Raw genomic sequence first — 15,884 nt, 5'->3', positions numbered from 1 at the left:
TGCTTCGCGCCGCACTCCGGGTCGCGCTGCTTGATTCCTCAAGACGTCATGGAATAGAGCGCGCGGGCCTCTTCGGCAGGCCCGCGCCTTTCGCCAAGCCCCTCGACCTTCAGGCTGGTGACGTGTCCGTTCTGGGCGAAGGTCAGTAAGTCGCCGACGTGAACGCATCGGCTGGGTTTGTCGAGCCGCGTCTCGCGCCCCTGATGCGTCAGCCGCACCGCCCCCCGCTCCACCAGACCGGCCGCCAGTCCGCGCGTCTTCACGAACCGCGCGCGCCACAGCCAGATGTCGATGCGACAGGCGTTCTCGTTCAAGCCTTCGCCTTTCGACGCGGACGACGACGCTTGGGCCGCGCCGGCGGCGCCTCCGTCAGGGCGGCGAGCGCAGCGAAGGGCGAGTCCTTGACGATCTTCGGCGCTGCGCCCGGCTTGTCGGGCAGGCGGGCGCGTTCGACCTTCAGGGCGGCGATGATCTGTTTGGCCTGATCGGCGCGCCAGCCCAGATCGGCCAGGGCCTCGTCGGACAGCCGACCGTGATTGGCGGCCCGCAGCTCGGCCATCTTCTCCAGCGTCTCGACCGGCGCCAGCCAGCGTCCCGCCAATCGCAATCCGTGCGCGGACAACAGCCGCGCCGACGGCGGCTCCACGGGCGCGGGGATCAGATCGGGCGTCGCCGGGATCAACGGCGCGGCGACGAAGGCCTGGGCGAAATGGCGCGCGCGCGGCTTCTGAAGGCCGGGCAGCCACACCGAATGCGCCCCGATGCGGATGGCGAAACTGCGCAGCGTACGGCGCTCCACCTGGCTCAGCGCAGCCAGATCGCGCTCGACCTCGCGCCGGTCGATCACGCCGCCGGCCTCGATCAGGCGAAAGGCGATGCCGCGCGGAAGGCCCTTCAATGTCCCCGACTCCACCGCCTGACGCAGCCGTCGCAGATCGCGCAGCGCACGGCCCGCTTCCGCCGCCAGCCACGCCTCGATCCGGCGCTGGGCGCGCTCGCGGGCGGGCGTCGGTCCCAGATCGCCAAGCAGGCGCACGGAGGGCGTAAAGGGATCGACCCCCTGCGGCTCCGCATTGATCTGCGCCGTCAGCACGCCGCGCCACAGCACCGCCCCGTCCGGCGTGATCGAAAACCCGTCGTCGGTCTCGGCCGCCAGACGCCCCAGCCGTCGATTGATCTCGGGCGTCACCGCACGCACGGCCGCCTGGCGCAGGGTCCGGTCTTCCAGGGCCGACGAGCCCTTCTCCATGTGGAAGCGCACGCCCTCCAGCTGGCCGACGACCTGACCCTCGACCGTGACATCGCCGTCATCGGCGACGCCTGCAAACGTGTCTTCGCGCACGTTCAGCGCTCGCATCAGGGCGGTGGTGCGGCGATCCACGAACCGGGCGGTCAGCCGCTCGTGTAGTACGTCGGACAGCCGGTCCTCAAGCGCGCGGGTCTTGTCGCGCCAGCCTTGCGCGTCGTGAACCCAGTCCGGCCGGTTGGCGATGTAGGACAGGGTGCGCACTGCCGACAGCCGCGCCGACAGCTGGTCGATCTGACCGTCGTCGCGATCCACGAAGGCGAAGCGCGGCGCCATCCAGTCGTCGGTCAGCCGGCCGCGCTTGCCGGTCAGGGCGTGGAAGACGTCCTTGGCCAGCCGGGCGTGTTCATCCAGCGTCGTCTTCTGGAAGTCGGGTAACTGGCACGCCTCCCACAGACGCATGACCGCCCCGCGCGAGCGCCCCACGCGCGCGATGTCCTCGTCCTTGATCAGGCGACGCAGCAGGGTCTCGTCCAGCGCCTCCGCCGTCAGGCTCAGCCCCGAACGCTGCGGCGTCACGGTCAGCGAGCGCAGCAGATCGGGCAGGGTGTCGAAATCCAGCCGGGCGTTCCGCCACTCCGCCGCCTCGATCGGATCGAACCGATGCTCGACCACCTGTTCGACCAGGTCGGGGTCCAGATCCTCGGCCTCGGCCGTGACGCCGAAGGTGCCGTCGCGCAGATGCCGGCCCGCCCGCCCGGCGATCTGGCCGATCTCATGGGCGTAAAGCCAACGCGTGCGCCGCCCGTCGAACTTTCTCAACCCCGCGAAGGCGACATGGTCCACATCCATGTTCAGCCCCATGCCGATGGCGTCGGTGGCGACCAGGAAATCGACCTCGCCCGACTGATACAGGGCCACCTGAGCGTTGCGGGTGCGGGGGGACAGGCTGCCCATCACCACGGCCGCGCCGCCGCGTTGACGCCGGATCAGTTCAGCGATGGCGTAGACCCGGTCGGTCGAGAAGGCGACGATGGCGCTGCGGCGGGGCAGGCGTGTCAGTTTCTTGGAGCCCGCATAGGACAGGGTGGACAGCCGGTCGCGCGTCACGATCTCCACGTCTGGGACCAGGCGGCGGATCAGCGGCTCCATGGTTCCGGCGCCCAGGAACATCGTCTCGAACCTGCCGCGCGCGTGCAGAAGCCGCTGGGTGAAGACGTGACCCCGCTCGGGGTCGGCGACTAGCTGGATTTCGTCGATGGCCAGAAACTCGACCGATCGCTCCAGCGGCATGGCCTCGACGGTGCAGACGAAATAGTGCGGGCGCGGCGGGACGATCTTTTCCTCGCCCGTAATCAGGGCGACGGCCGCCGCGCCGCGCTGTTTGACGATCCGCTCATAAATCTCGCGCGCCAGCAGCCGCAGCGGCAGGCCGATCATGCCGGAGGCGTGACCCAGCATCCGCTCGACCGCCAGATGGGTCTTGCCGGTGTTGGTGGGCCCCAGGACCGCAGTCACGCGGGACGGGGCGAGGCCTGCGGACCGGTCGCTCATGTCGCGACTAAGGTGGCGACGAATCTCTTCGGGCTCAAGCGTCGCCGGCGCGCATTCCGATCCGGACCAGGGTGGACAGGTTCGCGGCCTGCATTTTCGTCATCACCTTGGCGCGAAAGATTTCCACCGTGCGCGGGCTGATCTCCAGCCTTTGGGCGATCTCCTTGTTGGAACAGCCGTCGATCAGGGCGTCGAATACCTGACGCTCGCGCGGGGTCAGGGTGTCCAGTCGGGCCTTGGCATCCTCGCGCGCGATCCGCTCGGCCTCAAGACTGGTCAGGGAGGCCAGACAGCTGGAAACCGCGTCCAGCATTCGCTGCGGATCGAACGGCTTTTCGACGAAATCCACGACGCCCGCCTTCATCAACTGAACCGCCAGCGTCACCTCCCCATGACCCGTGATGACGATCACCGGCCAGGTGTCGCCGCGCAGGCTTTTCAGACGCCCGACCAGCTCGGAACCCTGAAGTCCCGGCATCCGCACATCGGTAATGACGCAGGCGCTGCGGTCTTCGGGCAGATTGTCCAGAAAGTCGTCCGCGCTGACGAAACTGCGCGCCCGGTAGCCAGCCCCGCGCAGCATCAGCACCAGGGCGTCGCGCATGGCGGGGTCGTCGTCGATGATGAAAACGGAGTGCGGGCTCATCAGATTTCGGACTCCGTTGGACGCGGCAGACGAAACGAAAAGGTCGCTCCACCCTGAGAATTCCGGCTGACGACCAGGGTCGCGCCATGGCTCTCGACGATAGAACGCGTGACCGACAGCCCCAGACCCATGCCGCCGGCCTTGGTCGTCGCCATCGGATGAAAGATGCTGTCGATTCTGTCTTCGGGGATGCCGTCGCCATTGTCGCACACCGCGATCTCATAGCCGTCCGCGCCCAGCGTCCGGCCGGTCACCGTCACCCGCGCGCCCTCGCGTCCGATGACGGCGTCCACGGCGTTGCGCACCAGATTGGCCAGCGCCTGCTGAATCTGAATGCGGTCGGCCAGAACCTGATCGTCGTCCTCTTCGACATCCAGAGTGATCGTCGTGTCGGTGTCCTGTCCCGTCAGGGCGAAGACCGGCGCCAGGTCCAGGACGATCAGCGAGGCGCGCTCCTCGGTAAAGGACCGCGAACCTGTCGCCACCTGTTCGCGCATGCGCCGGATGATGTCGCCCGCACGCAGCAATTGGGTCTTGGCCAGATCGATGGTCTTGGCCGGCCCTTCCGCGACCGTTCCCAGCCGGGTCAGTTCGGCCTGGCCGGCATGCAAATAAACGGTGGCGGCGGTCAGCGGCTGGTTCAGTTCGTGGGCCAGGGTCGCAGCCATTTCGCCCATCGAGTTCAGACGCCAGACGCTGCTCAGCTTGTCGTTCAGGTCGCGCTCGCCCTTGCGGATCGTCTCGGCCTGGCTCTGATCGCCCAGCGTCAGGACGATGTGTTCGGGAGCGATGTCGTCAGGCAGGACATTGGCGTGAAGCGTCAGCGACGGCCCGGGTGTATTTATATTGCCGCTCGTCCAAGGTCCGGAGGACGGGCCCAGAACCTCGCCCCCTTGGCGAGCCTTCGCCAGGGCCGCATCGTCGAAGCCGGGCAGCAGCGTTCCGAAAGGCTGCGCCATCGCCGCCTCTCGATCCACGCGCAGCAGGTCGGCGGCGGCCGGGGTCACGCGGCGCGTGCGTCCTTCCCGGTCCAGCGTCACGATCGGCGTCGTGGCCACAATGGTGTCGAGCAGCATCTCGCGCAGCGCCAGATCCCGCGTCAGGGCGCGAGCCTGCTCCAAGGCGTCGATCAGCCGACGACAGACCTCGGCGATGACCCAAGCGATGATCGCAAAAAGCGCGGCGTTGGTCGCCGCATCCAGCACGCTCTCGCGATGCACCAGCCACAGGTTGGCCCCGATGGCCAACAGGATCGCCAGCACGACCGCCCCCCTTTGCGCCAGCAGAGCCGTAACAATCACCGCCGGGACCAGCGGCAGATAATAGAAGTTTCCAAACGGTTCGAGCGCGCTACGAACCAGCGTCGCCACAAGGACAGCCAAGCACGCGATCAAGACCCCGCTCCACCATGTCCTGGACCTGAAGATCATGTCTTCGTGCTGTTCCTGGGCCGCTGGATATATTTCACCGGAGTATGAATTGGGATGCGAGAACTCGCCAAAACTTGGGCTGACGGGCGTCGCCGCTTTTCTGACAACTTTTGTATAGGCTTGTTTCGACTACGTGAACATACGTATTCGCTCAAAATCGGTTTGGAGTGACCTGTACCCTTGCCAACGACGCAGCCCGGACGCTGTGCGACACACCTCATGGGTTACGCAATCCTACATACGGTCCGGTTCAGATTTAATATTAATCATCGCCTCATCCTTGGGCTTCAGAATGCAGAAGCTTCAGGGATCACCATGTTTCGTTCGTCAGCCTTCTTTGTTGTCGCGGCAGTAGGCCTCGCGGCACCGATCACGTCCCAGGCCCAATCGTTCGGCCTCGATGTCGGTGTCGCCAGCCAGTATGTCGGCAAAGGGCTGGGCAAGAGCAATCGGGACGTGGCGCCTTTCGCCAAGGCCGAAGCCGGCTTCGGCGAAGGCTACGCCAGCGTCTTCGTCTCTGACGCCGCCGGATCTCAAGGCTACGACCTGGAAATCGTCAGCATGGTCGGTTGGCGGCCCAAGGCGGGCGGCTTCACCTTCGATCTGGGGATCATGAACCGCGACCTGCCAGGGTCGCGCGCCGGCGTCGACAAAAACTACTGGGAATATCAGGCGGACGCTTCACGCAAGCTGGGCCCCGTGGCGACGCGCCTGCGCGTCAACTATTCGCCCGACGGCTTTGCGGCGACGAAAGAGGCCTGGTGGCTGGAGCTGCAAGGCACGGTCGCCGTCGCCGCCAAGACAAAGATTTCGGCTGCCGTCGCCAACCGCATGGCGGACGGCGGCGTCGACTACAACGCCTGGAATGTCGGCGCCAAACAGAAGCTGACCGACGCCTTGGCCGTCGATCTGCGCTGGTACGACACCGACCGCCACAGCGCAGGCGAACCCTATGAGGGTCGCTTCGTCGCCGCCGCCACCTATTCGTTCTGAGTTACCGATCCACCGGGGGATGCTGAGTTGAAGTTGATTGAAAATATGCCCGTCGGCCGCAAGCTGTTCGCGGCCTTTGGTCTCGTTTTGGCGGCGATCGCCGTCATGGGCGTCGTCGTCGTCACCAGCCTGCTCCAGTTGGAGAAGGCCGGCGAAGTGCGCACGGTGGAAAACCAGGTCAATCGCACCACGGCGACGGCCGAGTTCTACATGGCGCGCCAGGAGAACGCCTTCCGCGGCTACCTCCTGTCTCAGGATGCCTACTACATTGAACGCGTCGATGCGCATCGCGCCAAGTTCCTGGCGGCCATGGACGAGCTGCGCGGCGAACTGCCCGCCGACCGCGCCGCCCTGGTCGACAAGGCCGTGGAAGGCAATGCGACCTGGTACAAGAATGTCGTGGAAGCCGGTTCTGCGATGGTCCGAGACGGTCGCGCGGCCCAGGCCGTTCAGATGGTCGGGCGCAACGGAACTGCCGACAACTACGTCGCGCCGATCGAAGACACGATCGATCAGATCAAGAGCGCCAACGATGTGGCGCGCAAGGCCTCGACCGAGGCCCAGGAAGCCGCCAGCCGCACCGCGCTGATCGCCACGATCGTGGGCCTGATCTCGGCCTTGGTGATCGCCGTCATCGCCGGTTTCGTCGCGACGCGCTCCATCGTGCGCCCGATCTTCACGATGATCGGCTATATGCAAAAGCTGATGGCTGGCGACACCGACATCAAGGTCGCCAGCGCCGAGCGCAAGGATGAGTTCGGCAAGATGGGCCAGGCCATCGTGGCCTTCCGCGACGCCGCGATCGAGAAGGTCCGCGTCGAAAAAGATGCGCTGTCGCAGCGTTCTATGTCCGAGCAGGAACGCGCCGAACGCGAGGCCGAAAAGGCGCGCGAAGCCGCCGAGGACGCCCGGGCCATCGCAGCCTTGGGCCAAGGTCTTTCGGCCATGTCGAACGGCGATCTCACCCACCGCATCGACATCGAATTCAGCGCCAAGTCCGCTCAGCTGAAAACCGACTTCAACGCCGCCATCTCCCAGCTGCAGCAGGCCGTCTCGGTCGTGGTCAACAATGTCTCGGGCATTCGCTCGGGCGCCGGCGAAATCTCGCAGGCCGCCGACGATCTGTCGCGCCGCACTGAACAGCAGGCCGCCTCGCTGGAGGAAACCGCCGCCGCCCTGGATGAAATCACCGCGACGGTGAACAAGACCGCCTCGGGCGCCCGCCAGGCTTCGGACGTGGTCCAGGCTGCGCGCGGCGACGCCGAGAAGAGCGGCGTGATCGTGCGCGACGCCGTCCAGGCCATGACCGCCATCGAAAGCTCGTCCACTCAGATCAATCAGATCATCGGCGTCATCGACGAGATCGCCTTCCAGACCAATCTTCTGGCCCTGAACGCGGGCGTCGAGGCCGCTCGTGCGGGCGAGGCCGGTCGCGGCTTTGCGGTGGTCGCCTCCGAAGTTCGCGCCCTGGCCCAGCGTTCGGCCGAAGCCGCCAAGGAGATCAAGACCCTGATCTCGGCCTCGACGGGTCAGGTCGGCTCGGGCGTCAAACTGGTCGGCGAGACCGGCGAGGCCCTGCAACGCATCGTGGACCGGGTCGCCGAGATCGACAGCCTGGTCACCGAAATCGCGGCCTCGGCCCAGGAACAGGCCGTCGGCCTGGCCCAGGTCAACACCGCCGTGAACCAGATGGACCAGGTGACCCAGCAGAACGCGGCCATGGTCGAGCAGTCCACCGCCGCCAGCCATTCGCTGGCCCAGGAAGCCGAGAGCCTGCAAGCCTCGGTGGCCCAGTTCCGCGTCGGCGCTTCGTCGCCGCGCGCCGCTGCGCCTGCGCCGGTTCGCGCCCCTGCGCCGGTCTCCAAGCCCGCTGCTCGCTCCAGCCACATGGTCGCCGCGCTGAAGACCATCGGCCGTGGCGGCGCCGCGCCCAAGCCTCAAGCCGCCGCCGTCGAAGACGGTTGGGAGGAGTTCTGATGACCGAAACCCTGATCCTGTCCGACGTGCTGGACCTGAATGCGGCCGAGCCGCTGAAGGCCGAACTGCTGGCCCTGCGCGGTCATCCGGTGGTCCTGAACGCCTCCGCCGTTCAGCGCCTGGGCGGCCTGTGCCTGCAGATCCTGCTGTCGGCCCGAAAGACGTGGGCGGCCGACGGCGTCAACCTAAGTTTAGGGTCTGTGTCCCAATATTGGACGGAACAATGGGCGGCCTATGGCGCGCCGGACTTCAACACCGAGGGGGCGTTGGCATGACCAAGACCGTTCTGACGATCGACGATTCACGCACCATGCGCGACATGCTGCTGATGGCGCTGGAAGACGCGGGCTATACCGTGATCCAGGCGGTGGACGGCGTGGACGGTCTGGAGACCCTGGCGTCCAAGGGCGCCGATGTCATCATCACCGACATCAACATGCCGCGCATGGACGGCTTCGGCGTCATCGAGGGCGTGCGCGCCGATCCGAACCACCGCACGACCCCGGTGCTGGTGCTGACGACCGAAAGCGACGTCGAGAAGAAGGCGCGCGCCCGCGCCGCCGGCGCCACCGGCTGGATCGTCAAGCCGTTCGACCCCGCAAAGCTGGTGGACGCTGTCCGCCGCGTCGCCGCCTGATCGCCCGACTCTGATCGCTGAAGCCCGCCGGACACCGACCTAATGGACGCCTTCGAAGCCATCAAAGCCACCTTCTTCCAGGAGTGCGACGAACTGCTCGCGGACCTGGAAGCCAAGCTGATGCTGCTTGAACAGGGTCAGACCGACCTGGAGACGATCAACGCCGTCTTCCGCGCCGTTCATTCGGTCAAGGGCGGGGCAGGGGCCTTCGGCCTGGAGGCCCTGGTCCGGTTCGCCCACGTCTTCGAGACGCTGATGGACGAACTGCGCGCGGGCCGTAAGCCGTGCGACGCAATCACCATCAAGACTCTGCTGCGCGCCTCCGATGTGCTGGCCGATCACATCCAGGCCGCGCAAGGGTTGATCCCGCCGGTGGACGAGGCGCGGTCCGCCGCCCTGGTCGCCGAAATGCAGGTCCTGACCCATGGCGGCGAGGCGCCGGTCGAGGTCGAGGAAGACGAAGACGATTTCGGCTTCACCCCCATGGCCTTCGACATGGCGCTGGATGAGCCTGCGCCCCTGCCCATCGCCGACCTGGGCGCCGACCTGGGCGCCGACGCGCCGTCGGTCGGCTGGCGCATCGTGTTCAAGCCGATGGGCCGGATGTACGTGAACGCCAACGAGACCAGCCTGCTGCTGCGCGAGCTGGGTCGTCTCGGCCCGGTCACGGTCGTCGTGGACGACAGCGAGACGCCGACGTTGGACGCGCTGTCGATCGAGGACGGCTGCCTGACCTGGACAGTCGATCTGGCCGCCGCCGTCGACGAGGCGGCCGTGCGCGAGGTCTTCGACTTCGTCGAAAGCGACTGCGATCTGACCATCACGCCCTTGTGCGCCGGCGGTGACGAACTCGCTGCGTTCGAAGACGAACCGGCCGCCGTCCTGCCCGCCAGCGACGATCTGGATATCGCCGCCCTGCTGGCCAAGGCTTCCGTCGCCGCCGCCGAGCCGGCGGCCGAGGTCGTGCCCTTCGCTCCCCTGGAGCCCGAGCCCGCGCCGGCCCCGATCGCCGCTGCGCCGGTCGTCGAGCCGGTTGCCGCCCCTGTCGCCGCACTCGTGGCGGCGGCCCCCGCGCCGGCTTCCGCCCCTGTCGCGCCCGCGCCGGTGACGATCCGCGTCGATCTGGACCGCGTGGATCGTCTGATCAACGTCGTCGGCGAACTGGTCATCCAGCAAGCGATGCTGTCGCAACGCGTGCTGGAAAGCGGCCTGGCCCGCTCCTCGGGCATCGCGCTCGGTCTCGAAGACCTGGAACTGCTGACCCGCGAGATCCAGGACAGCGTGATGGCCATCCGCGCCCAGCCGGTGAAGTCGGTGTTCCAGCGCATGCCGCGCCTGGTCCGCGAAGTCGCCGACATGGTCTCTAAACAGGTCCGTCTGGTCACGGCCGGCGAGGACACCGAGGTCGACAAGACCGTGGTCGAACGCCTGGCCGAGCCGATCACCCACATGCTGCGCAACGCCATCGACCACGGTCTGGAAACGCCCGAGGAGCGCGTCGCCGCCGGCAAGCCGGCCGAGGGCACGGTGCGTCTCGCGGCCCTGCACCGCTCGGGCCGGATCGTCATCGAAATTTCCGATGACGGCCGCGGCATCAATCGCGAACGCGTCAAGAAGATCGCCGTCGACAAGGGTCTGATCGCCGCCGACGCGCCCCTGACCGATGAACAGATTGACAATCTGATCTTCGCGCCGGGCTTCTCAACCGCCGCCGTCGTGTCCGACATCTCGGGCCGGGGCGTGGGCATGGACGTGGTCAAACGGTCGATCCAGGCCCTAGGCGGTCGCATCTCCATCAGCTCGGTTCCGGGCAAGGGCTCGACCTTCACCCTCAGCCTGCCGCTGACGCTGGCGGTGCTGGACGGCATGGTCGTCACCGCCGCTGAACAGACGCTGATCGCGCCGCTGCCGGCCATCGTCGAGAGCCTGACCCCGCAAGCCGTCGACCTGCATTTCGTCGGCGGCGTGGATCCCGTAATCCGCTTCCGCGATCGCTTCCTGCCGCTGATCGACGTGGCCCTGATCATGGGCTTCCGCGAACAGCCGATGAACCCGACCGAAGGCGTCGCCGTGGTCGTCGAAACCGAAGGCGGCCAGCAGGCGGCCCTTCTGTTCGACGCCATCCAGGGCCAGCGTCAGGTGGTCATCAAGAGCCTGGAAACCAACTACCAGCAGGTCGAGGGCGTCGCCGCCGCCACCATCCTGGGCGACGGGCGCGTGGCCCTGATCCTGGATGTCGACGTGCTGGTCACCGACATGCGCCGCAAATCCGTCCGTCCCGACTTCAAGCTCGCGAGCTGAACCATGACCGAAGCCAAAGATCTCCAGCGTGAATTGATCGCCTTCCGCATCGGCAGTCAGGAATTTTGCGTCGACATCATGTCAGTGCGCGAAATCCGCGGCTGGACGCCGGCGACGCCTCTGCCCCGCTCGCCGGGCTACATGAAGGGCGTCATCAACCTGCGCGGCACGGTCCTGCCGATCATCGATCTGGGCGCGCGCTTCGGCCTGACGACCTCGGAACCGACGGCGCGCCACGTCATCATGGTCGCCCATATCGGCGGCCGCATGGTTGGCCTGCTGGTCGACGCCGTGTCCGACATCCTGCAGATGAGCGAGGCTTCGGTCCAGCCGACGCCCGACGTCGCCAGCGATCAGGTCAAGACCTTCGTCAAGGGCATCTTCTCGATCGACGGCCGCATGATCAGCCTGATCGAACTGGATTACATCCTGCCGCAAGTCGAGGCCGAAGCCGCATGACCGCCGCCGCCGGCCGGGGATCCATCGTCGAGGGCGAGTTCGTCTTCACCGCCGAGGATTTCCGCCACATCGCCCAGATGTTGCACGCCCACGCGGGCATCGCCCTGAACGAGGGCAAGGCCGCGCTCGTGTATTCGCGCCTGGCCAAGCGGTTGCGCACCCTGGGTCTGACCAGCTTCCGCGACTACTGCGCCCTGGTCGAGGGCGTGGACGGCGTGGACGAGCGTCAGAAGATGACGGCGGCCCTGACCACCAACGTCACCCGCTTCTATCGCGAGCCGCACCATTTCGACGACCTGCGCGACCGGGTCATGCCCGAACTGGCGGCGCGCGCCCGCGCCGGCGGCCGGGTCCGTCTGTGGTCGGCGGCCTGCTCGAACGGGCAGGAGCCCTATTCGATGGCCCTGACCGTGCTTCAGGCCCTGCCCGAAGCGGCCGAGCTGGATGTGCGAATCCTGGCCACCGACATCGATCCCAACATGGTCGCCCAAGGCCATGACGGCGTCTATTCCGAAGAGGCGCTGGAGCCCGCGCCCGTCACCCTGTGGCGCAAATATTTCGACCGCGCCGATCGCGGCCAGTGGGTCGCGGGCGCGCAGCTGAAGCGTCTGGTCAGCTTCAAGGAGCTGAACCTGATCGGCGACTGGCCGATGAAGGGCAAGTTTGACGTCATCTTCTGCCGCAACGTCGTCATCTACTTCGACGACGCCACCCAGGAGCGGGTGTGGAAGCGGTTCACCCCGCTGATGAACCCCGGCGCGACCCTCTACATCGGTCACTCCGAACGCGTCTCCGGCCCGGCGACCAGCCAGCTTCAGACCGCCGGCCTGACGACCTATCGCCTGGGTGGCGCATGAGCCCCGTCCGCGTCCTCGTCGTCGACGACAGCCTGACCATGCGCGGGCTGATCTCGGCCGCCCTGAAGTCGGATCCTGAGATCGAGGTCGTCGGCACCGCCGCCGACCCCATCGAGGCCCGCGCCGCGATCAAGGCCCTGAACCCCGACGTCATTACGCTCGACGTCGAAATGCCCAACATGAACGGCTTGGAGTTCCTGGAAAAGATCATGCGGCTGCGGCCCATGCCGGTGGTCATGGTCTCGACCCTGACGGCGGCGGGCACGGACGTGACCCTGGCCGCGCTCGAGATCGGCGCCGTGGACGCTGTGGCCAAGCCGGCGGTGGCCAGCGTCGACGCCTTCCACGACCTGATCGGCAAGGTGAAGACGGCCGCCCGTTCGCGCGTCCGCGCCCGCGGCGATACGCCCGCCGCCGCCGAGGCGCCGCGCGCCTATCATGCCGACCCCAATCAGATCCTCGCCATCGGTTCTTCCACCGGCGGGGTCGAGGCTCTGCTGACCGTGCTCAGCGGCTTCCCTCTGGACTGCCCCGCGACCGTCATCACCCAGCATATGCCGGCGACCTTCACCGCCAGCTTCGCCGCCCGTCTGGACCGTGTCTGCGCCCCGACCGTGACTGAGGCGGTGAACGGCGCCCCGCTGAAGCCGGGCCACATCTATCTGGCCCCCGGCGGCGCAACCCATCTTGAGGTGTCCGGCGGCCTGACGCCCCGTTGCCGCCTGATCGCCAGCGATCCCGTCAACGGCCACCGCCCGTCGGTCGATGTGATGTTCGACTCCGTCGCCCGGCTGAAGCGTCCGATGACTGGCGTCATCCTGACCGGCATGGGCCGTGACGGCGCCAAGGGCCTGCTCGCCATGCGCCAGGCCGGCGGCCGCACCCTGGGCCAGGATGAGGCGACTTGCGTCGTCTACGGCATGCCCAAGGCCGCCCATGAAATCGGCGCCGTGGAGCGGCAGTTGCCGCTGCACCGCCTGTCCACCGCCATTCTCGAACTGTGCGCCGATCCGGCTGCGCGGTCAGTCGCCTAATCGGGAGCGTAACCTATGCCCGCCGCCGCCTCACTTCACTGCCTGGTCGTCGATGATCAGATGACGATGCGCTCGCTGGTCCGCACCAGCCTGCAACAACTCGGCGTGCGCGAGATCCGCGAGGCCGCCGACGGCGAAATCGCCTTGCGCGAGATCGTGTCCAAGCCCGCGCACCTGATCATCTCCGACTACAATATGCCGAACCTGGACGGTCTGGGCCTGCTGCGCGCCGTGCGCGCCCATCCCCCCACCTCCAAGACTGCCTTCATCATGCTGACGGGCCGCGCCGACCGCGAGCTGGTCCAACGTGCGGTGCAGTTTGGCGTCAACAACTACTTGGTCAAGCCTTTCACCGTCGCCCAGCTGAAGGGCAAGCTGGAAGCCGTTTTCGGTCCTCTGACATGAGTTTCACCGCCCTGAAGGACACGGTCGAAAAGCGCGTTCACGTCGGTCAGGGCGAGCATTTCATCACGTCTGATCCCAATGTCGTGCTCAGCACCATCCTGGGGTCCTGCGTCGCCATGTGCGTGCGCGATCCGCTGGCGGGCGTTGGCGGCATGAATCACTTCCTGCTGCCCGAAGGCTCGGGCGCAGGCACCGACGCGGGACGTCGTTACGGCGCCTATGCGATGGAACTGCTGATCAACGACATGCTCAAGGCCGGCGCCCGTCGCGATCGGCTGGAGGCCAAGCTGTTCGGCGGCGGCCGCATGTTCGACAGCCTGCGCGACGTCGGGCGCAGCAACGCCGACTTCGCTGAGAAATTCCTGCGCGACGAAGGCATTCCCGTCGTGGGCGGCAGTCTGCGCGGCGACGGCGGTCGGCGCCTGCACTACTGGCCCGTCACCGGCCGCGCCCTTCAACGCGCCGTCACCGACGTCGTCGCCCCCAAACCCGTGCCCGTCATGGCCCCGGTCGATACCGGCGCCCTGGAACTGTTCTGAGCATGAGCGCCCCTCCCGAACACGCCGATCTGCTGGCCGCCGTCGCCGACGAGCTGATGCTGGTGCGCGAAGGCATCGACGGGATCGAGGCCCTGGTCAGCGATCTGGTCCGCCGCGCCCCGCCCGAGGAACGTCCCAACGCCCTGACCCAGGCCCAGGCCCTGGACGCCCTGACCCAGCGTCTCGAGGCTCTGTCCGGCGTCCTGCGCATGCTGGGCGGCGGCGCCAGCCCGTCCGAGGCCGTCAGCCGCCTGTCGCTGGCCGACATGGCCGGCCGCCTTCGTCCCGCCGCCGGCGAGCATCGCCCGCAATCGAACGCCGACGCCGGCGACCTCATGCTGTTCTGACGCCATGTCCAAGAGCGATCGGGTCAATCTGGCGCACACGACGGTCCTTCTGATCGACGATCAGCCCACGTCGCTGGATATGCTGGGTTCCATCGTCCAGGGCTTCGGCTGCAAGGAGCAGATCAAATGCGCCTCGGCCCAGGCGGCCGTCGAACTGCTGGCGCGCCGCTCGGTCGACTTGATCCTGATCGACTGCATCATGCCGGACATGGACGGCTATGACTTCGTGCGCTGGCTGCGGCGCGACGCCCCCGCGCCGACCCGCTATGTGCCCGTCATCATGATCCTGGGCCACGCCTCACAGGCCAAGGTCCACCAGGGCCGCGACTGCGGCGCCAGCTTCATCGTCGCCAAGCCCCTGTCGCCGTCGCTGCTGTTGAAACGGATCATCTGGTTGGGCGGGGAGGACCGCGATTTTGTCGAGTCCGAACATTACATCGGCCCCGACCGCCGGGTGCACAACTATGGACCGCCTCCCGGTACCGACGGTCGTCGCGAGAGCGACCTGACCGGCGATCTGGGCGAGGCGGTCGAGGAAAACATGGATCAGGACGAGATCGACATGCTGATGAAGCCGATGAAGGTCAGCCTGTGACCGAGCCTGTCGCCGCGCCCAAACCCTCCACCGTCCGCCGCGTTCACACCTCGCTCCAGCGTCAGATGGCGCGACCCGGCGGCCGTCTGATCATCGAGGCCGAATCCCGCGCCAACCAGGCGCTGGATGAACAGCGCGACCATGTCTTCGCCCTGCTGACGGCCAACGTCGACGCCATCGAGGCCCTGTGCGCGACCCGCCCGCATGATGCCCCGGACCAAATCTACGCCTTCGCTTCCGCCATGGTCGACATGGCCGGCTATCTGGACGTCCCAACCTTCTTCGAGGCCGCCTTCAGCCTGTGCGAGATCGCCGACCGGATGAAGAACGCCGGCAGCTGGTCATGGCCCTCGGTCGAGGTTCACGTCCGCGCGCTTCGCCTGACCCTGGCCGCCCAGGGCCAGACCAGCGCCGATTCCGACCGCCTGCTTGAGGGCCTGCGCGCCCTGACCGCCCACGTCCCGCCCGTCGGTTAACGGCCGTTCCGTTCTTGAGGAACAAGGACGAAACGAATCAGGACCGAATCGCTGACATCGCCCGTTTCGTCCTTTGTTCACCGCGATATCTTGTAGGTTAATGCCCCTTAACCACAAACGCCCGACGCCGCAGTCGTCTAGCCGCCGCCCGACTTTTTCGCCGCCCCGACTTCCCCCCGCCGCCCCGACCCGCTACGGCGTCAGGCGTGGCCCCGTAGCTCAGCTGCATAGAGCAAGGCTTTCCTAAAGCCGAGGTCGCAGGTTGGAGTCCTGCCGGGGTCGCCATCGTCATTGTCAGTGCAAGTTAAGGCTGGCACGAATCCAACTTAAGACGCGAAAAGCAAGCTAAGGCGAGTTTGAGCAGTCGGGGTGGAATGTCTGCTTATGG

General features: G+C 66.9%; 17 protein-coding genes and 1 tRNA gene. 14 read left to right on the top strand and 4 right to left on the bottom strand.

Annotated features, from left to right (window positions below; all coding sequences use genetic code 11):
• Positions 1-38: 38 nt before the first annotated feature.
• From ABIC32_RS03570 to ABIC32_RS03555, 4 genes are read right to left on the bottom strand one after another with little or no spacing between them, the layout of a single operon-like run.
• Positions 39-314, bottom strand: coding sequence for an RNA-binding S4 domain-containing protein (locus tag ABIC32_RS03570; protein WP_354072372.1), 276 nt, complete (start codon positions 312-314; stop codon positions 39-41).
• Entirely contained in the window at positions 311-2,800 is a 2,490-nt protein-coding gene (locus ABIC32_RS03565) for a helicase-related protein (RefSeq protein WP_354072370.1), read from the bottom strand. Before ABIC32_RS03565 ends, ABIC32_RS03570 begins: the two co-directional genes overlap by 4 nt.
• A 34-nt stretch (positions 2,801-2,834) precedes the next feature.
• Positions 2,835-3,446 carry a response regulator FixJ gene (fixJ, locus tag ABIC32_RS03560; RefSeq protein ID WP_039246224.1) on the bottom strand — a complete coding sequence of 204 codons (612 nt, stop codon included), beginning with the start codon at positions 3,444-3,446 and terminating at the stop codon, positions 2,835-2,837.
• Positions 3,446-4,828, bottom strand: a complete 1,383-nt coding sequence (locus ABIC32_RS03555; protein ID WP_354072368.1) for a sensor histidine kinase — start codon at positions 4,826-4,828, stop codon at positions 3,446-3,448. The genes fixJ and ABIC32_RS03555 overlap by 1 nt, the downstream gene beginning before the upstream one ends.
• A 363-nt stretch (positions 4,829-5,191) precedes the next feature.
• Between ABIC32_RS03555 and ABIC32_RS03550 the strand changes: the two genes are divergently transcribed.
• The 14 genes from ABIC32_RS03550 (at position 5,192) to ABIC32_RS03485 (ending at position 15,781) form a co-directional block, all read left to right on the top strand.
• Positions 5,192-5,869 carry a TorF family putative porin gene (locus ABIC32_RS03550; RefSeq protein WP_354072366.1) on the top strand — a complete coding sequence of 226 codons (678 nt, stop codon included), beginning with the start codon at positions 5,192-5,194 and terminating at the stop codon, positions 5,867-5,869.
• A gap of 45 nt (positions 5,870-5,914) precedes the next feature.
• Positions 5,915-7,846: a methyl-accepting chemotaxis protein gene (locus ABIC32_RS03545; RefSeq protein WP_502909308.1), complete on the top strand. Its 1,932-nt coding sequence runs from the start codon at positions 5,915-5,917 to the stop codon at positions 7,844-7,846.
• On the top strand, positions 7,846-8,121 hold the full coding sequence (locus ABIC32_RS03540) for an STAS domain-containing protein (protein WP_174086067.1): 276 nt from the start codon (positions 7,846-7,848) through the stop codon (positions 8,119-8,121). Before ABIC32_RS03545 ends, ABIC32_RS03540 begins: the two co-directional genes overlap by 1 nt.
• Positions 8,118-8,483: a response regulator gene (locus ABIC32_RS03535; RefSeq protein WP_039246220.1), complete on the top strand. Its 366-nt coding sequence runs from the start codon at positions 8,118-8,120 to the stop codon at positions 8,481-8,483. The genes ABIC32_RS03540 and ABIC32_RS03535 overlap by 4 nt, the downstream gene beginning before the upstream one ends.
• 42 nt (positions 8,484-8,525) lie before the next feature.
• On the top strand, positions 8,526-10,784 hold the full coding sequence (locus ABIC32_RS03530; RefSeq protein WP_354072362.1) for a chemotaxis protein CheA: 2,259 nt from the start codon (positions 8,526-8,528) through the stop codon (positions 10,782-10,784).
• Between the two features lie 3 nt (positions 10,785-10,787).
• Positions 10,788-11,243, top strand: coding sequence for a chemotaxis protein CheW (locus ABIC32_RS03525; RefSeq protein WP_039246217.1), 456 nt, complete (start codon positions 10,788-10,790; stop codon positions 11,241-11,243).
• On the top strand, positions 11,240-12,100 hold the full coding sequence (locus tag ABIC32_RS03520) for a CheR family methyltransferase (RefSeq protein ID WP_045811562.1): 861 nt from the start codon (positions 11,240-11,242) through the stop codon (positions 12,098-12,100). The genes ABIC32_RS03525 and ABIC32_RS03520 overlap by 4 nt, the downstream gene beginning before the upstream one ends.
• Positions 12,097-13,134, top strand: a complete 1,038-nt coding sequence (locus ABIC32_RS03515; protein WP_354072360.1) for a protein-glutamate methylesterase/protein-glutamine glutaminase — start codon at positions 12,097-12,099, stop codon at positions 13,132-13,134. Before ABIC32_RS03520 ends, ABIC32_RS03515 begins: the two co-directional genes overlap by 4 nt.
• Before the next feature lie 15 nt (positions 13,135-13,149).
• Positions 13,150-13,539 (top strand): response regulator, encoded by a 390-nt coding sequence (locus tag ABIC32_RS03510; RefSeq protein ID WP_039246211.1) that lies wholly within the window; start codon positions 13,150-13,152, stop codon positions 13,537-13,539.
• Positions 13,536-14,078 (top strand): chemotaxis protein CheD, encoded by a 543-nt coding sequence (locus tag ABIC32_RS03505; protein ID WP_354072358.1) that lies wholly within the window; start codon positions 13,536-13,538, stop codon positions 14,076-14,078. The genes ABIC32_RS03510 and ABIC32_RS03505 overlap by 4 nt, the downstream gene beginning before the upstream one ends.
• Before the next feature lie 2 nt (positions 14,079-14,080).
• Complete coding sequence (locus ABIC32_RS03500) at positions 14,081-14,425, top strand: DUF8776 family protein (protein ID WP_045811565.1); 345 nt, start codon at positions 14,081-14,083, stop codon at positions 14,423-14,425.
• Positions 14,426-14,429: 4 nt separating this feature from the next.
• On the top strand, positions 14,430-15,020 hold the full coding sequence (locus ABIC32_RS03495) for a response regulator (protein ID WP_199061605.1): 591 nt from the start codon (positions 14,430-14,432) through the stop codon (positions 15,018-15,020).
• Positions 15,017-15,496 carry a hypothetical protein gene (locus tag ABIC32_RS03490; RefSeq protein ID WP_354072356.1) on the top strand — a complete coding sequence of 160 codons (480 nt, stop codon included), beginning with the start codon at positions 15,017-15,019 and terminating at the stop codon, positions 15,494-15,496. The genes ABIC32_RS03495 and ABIC32_RS03490 overlap by 4 nt, the downstream gene beginning before the upstream one ends.
• Before the next feature lie 208 nt (positions 15,497-15,704).
• Positions 15,705-15,781: transfer RNA gene (locus tag ABIC32_RS03485), tRNA-Arg, on the top strand.
• Positions 15,782-15,884: the final 103 nt, after the last annotated feature.

The sequence above is a fragment of the Brevundimonas sp. 1080 genome, assembly GCF_040545985.1.
Classification (GTDB): Bacteria; Pseudomonadota; Alphaproteobacteria; order Caulobacterales; family Caulobacteraceae; genus Brevundimonas.
Note: the sequence above shows the minus strand (reverse complement) of the source record. Positions and strands in the feature narration are given on the sequence as shown.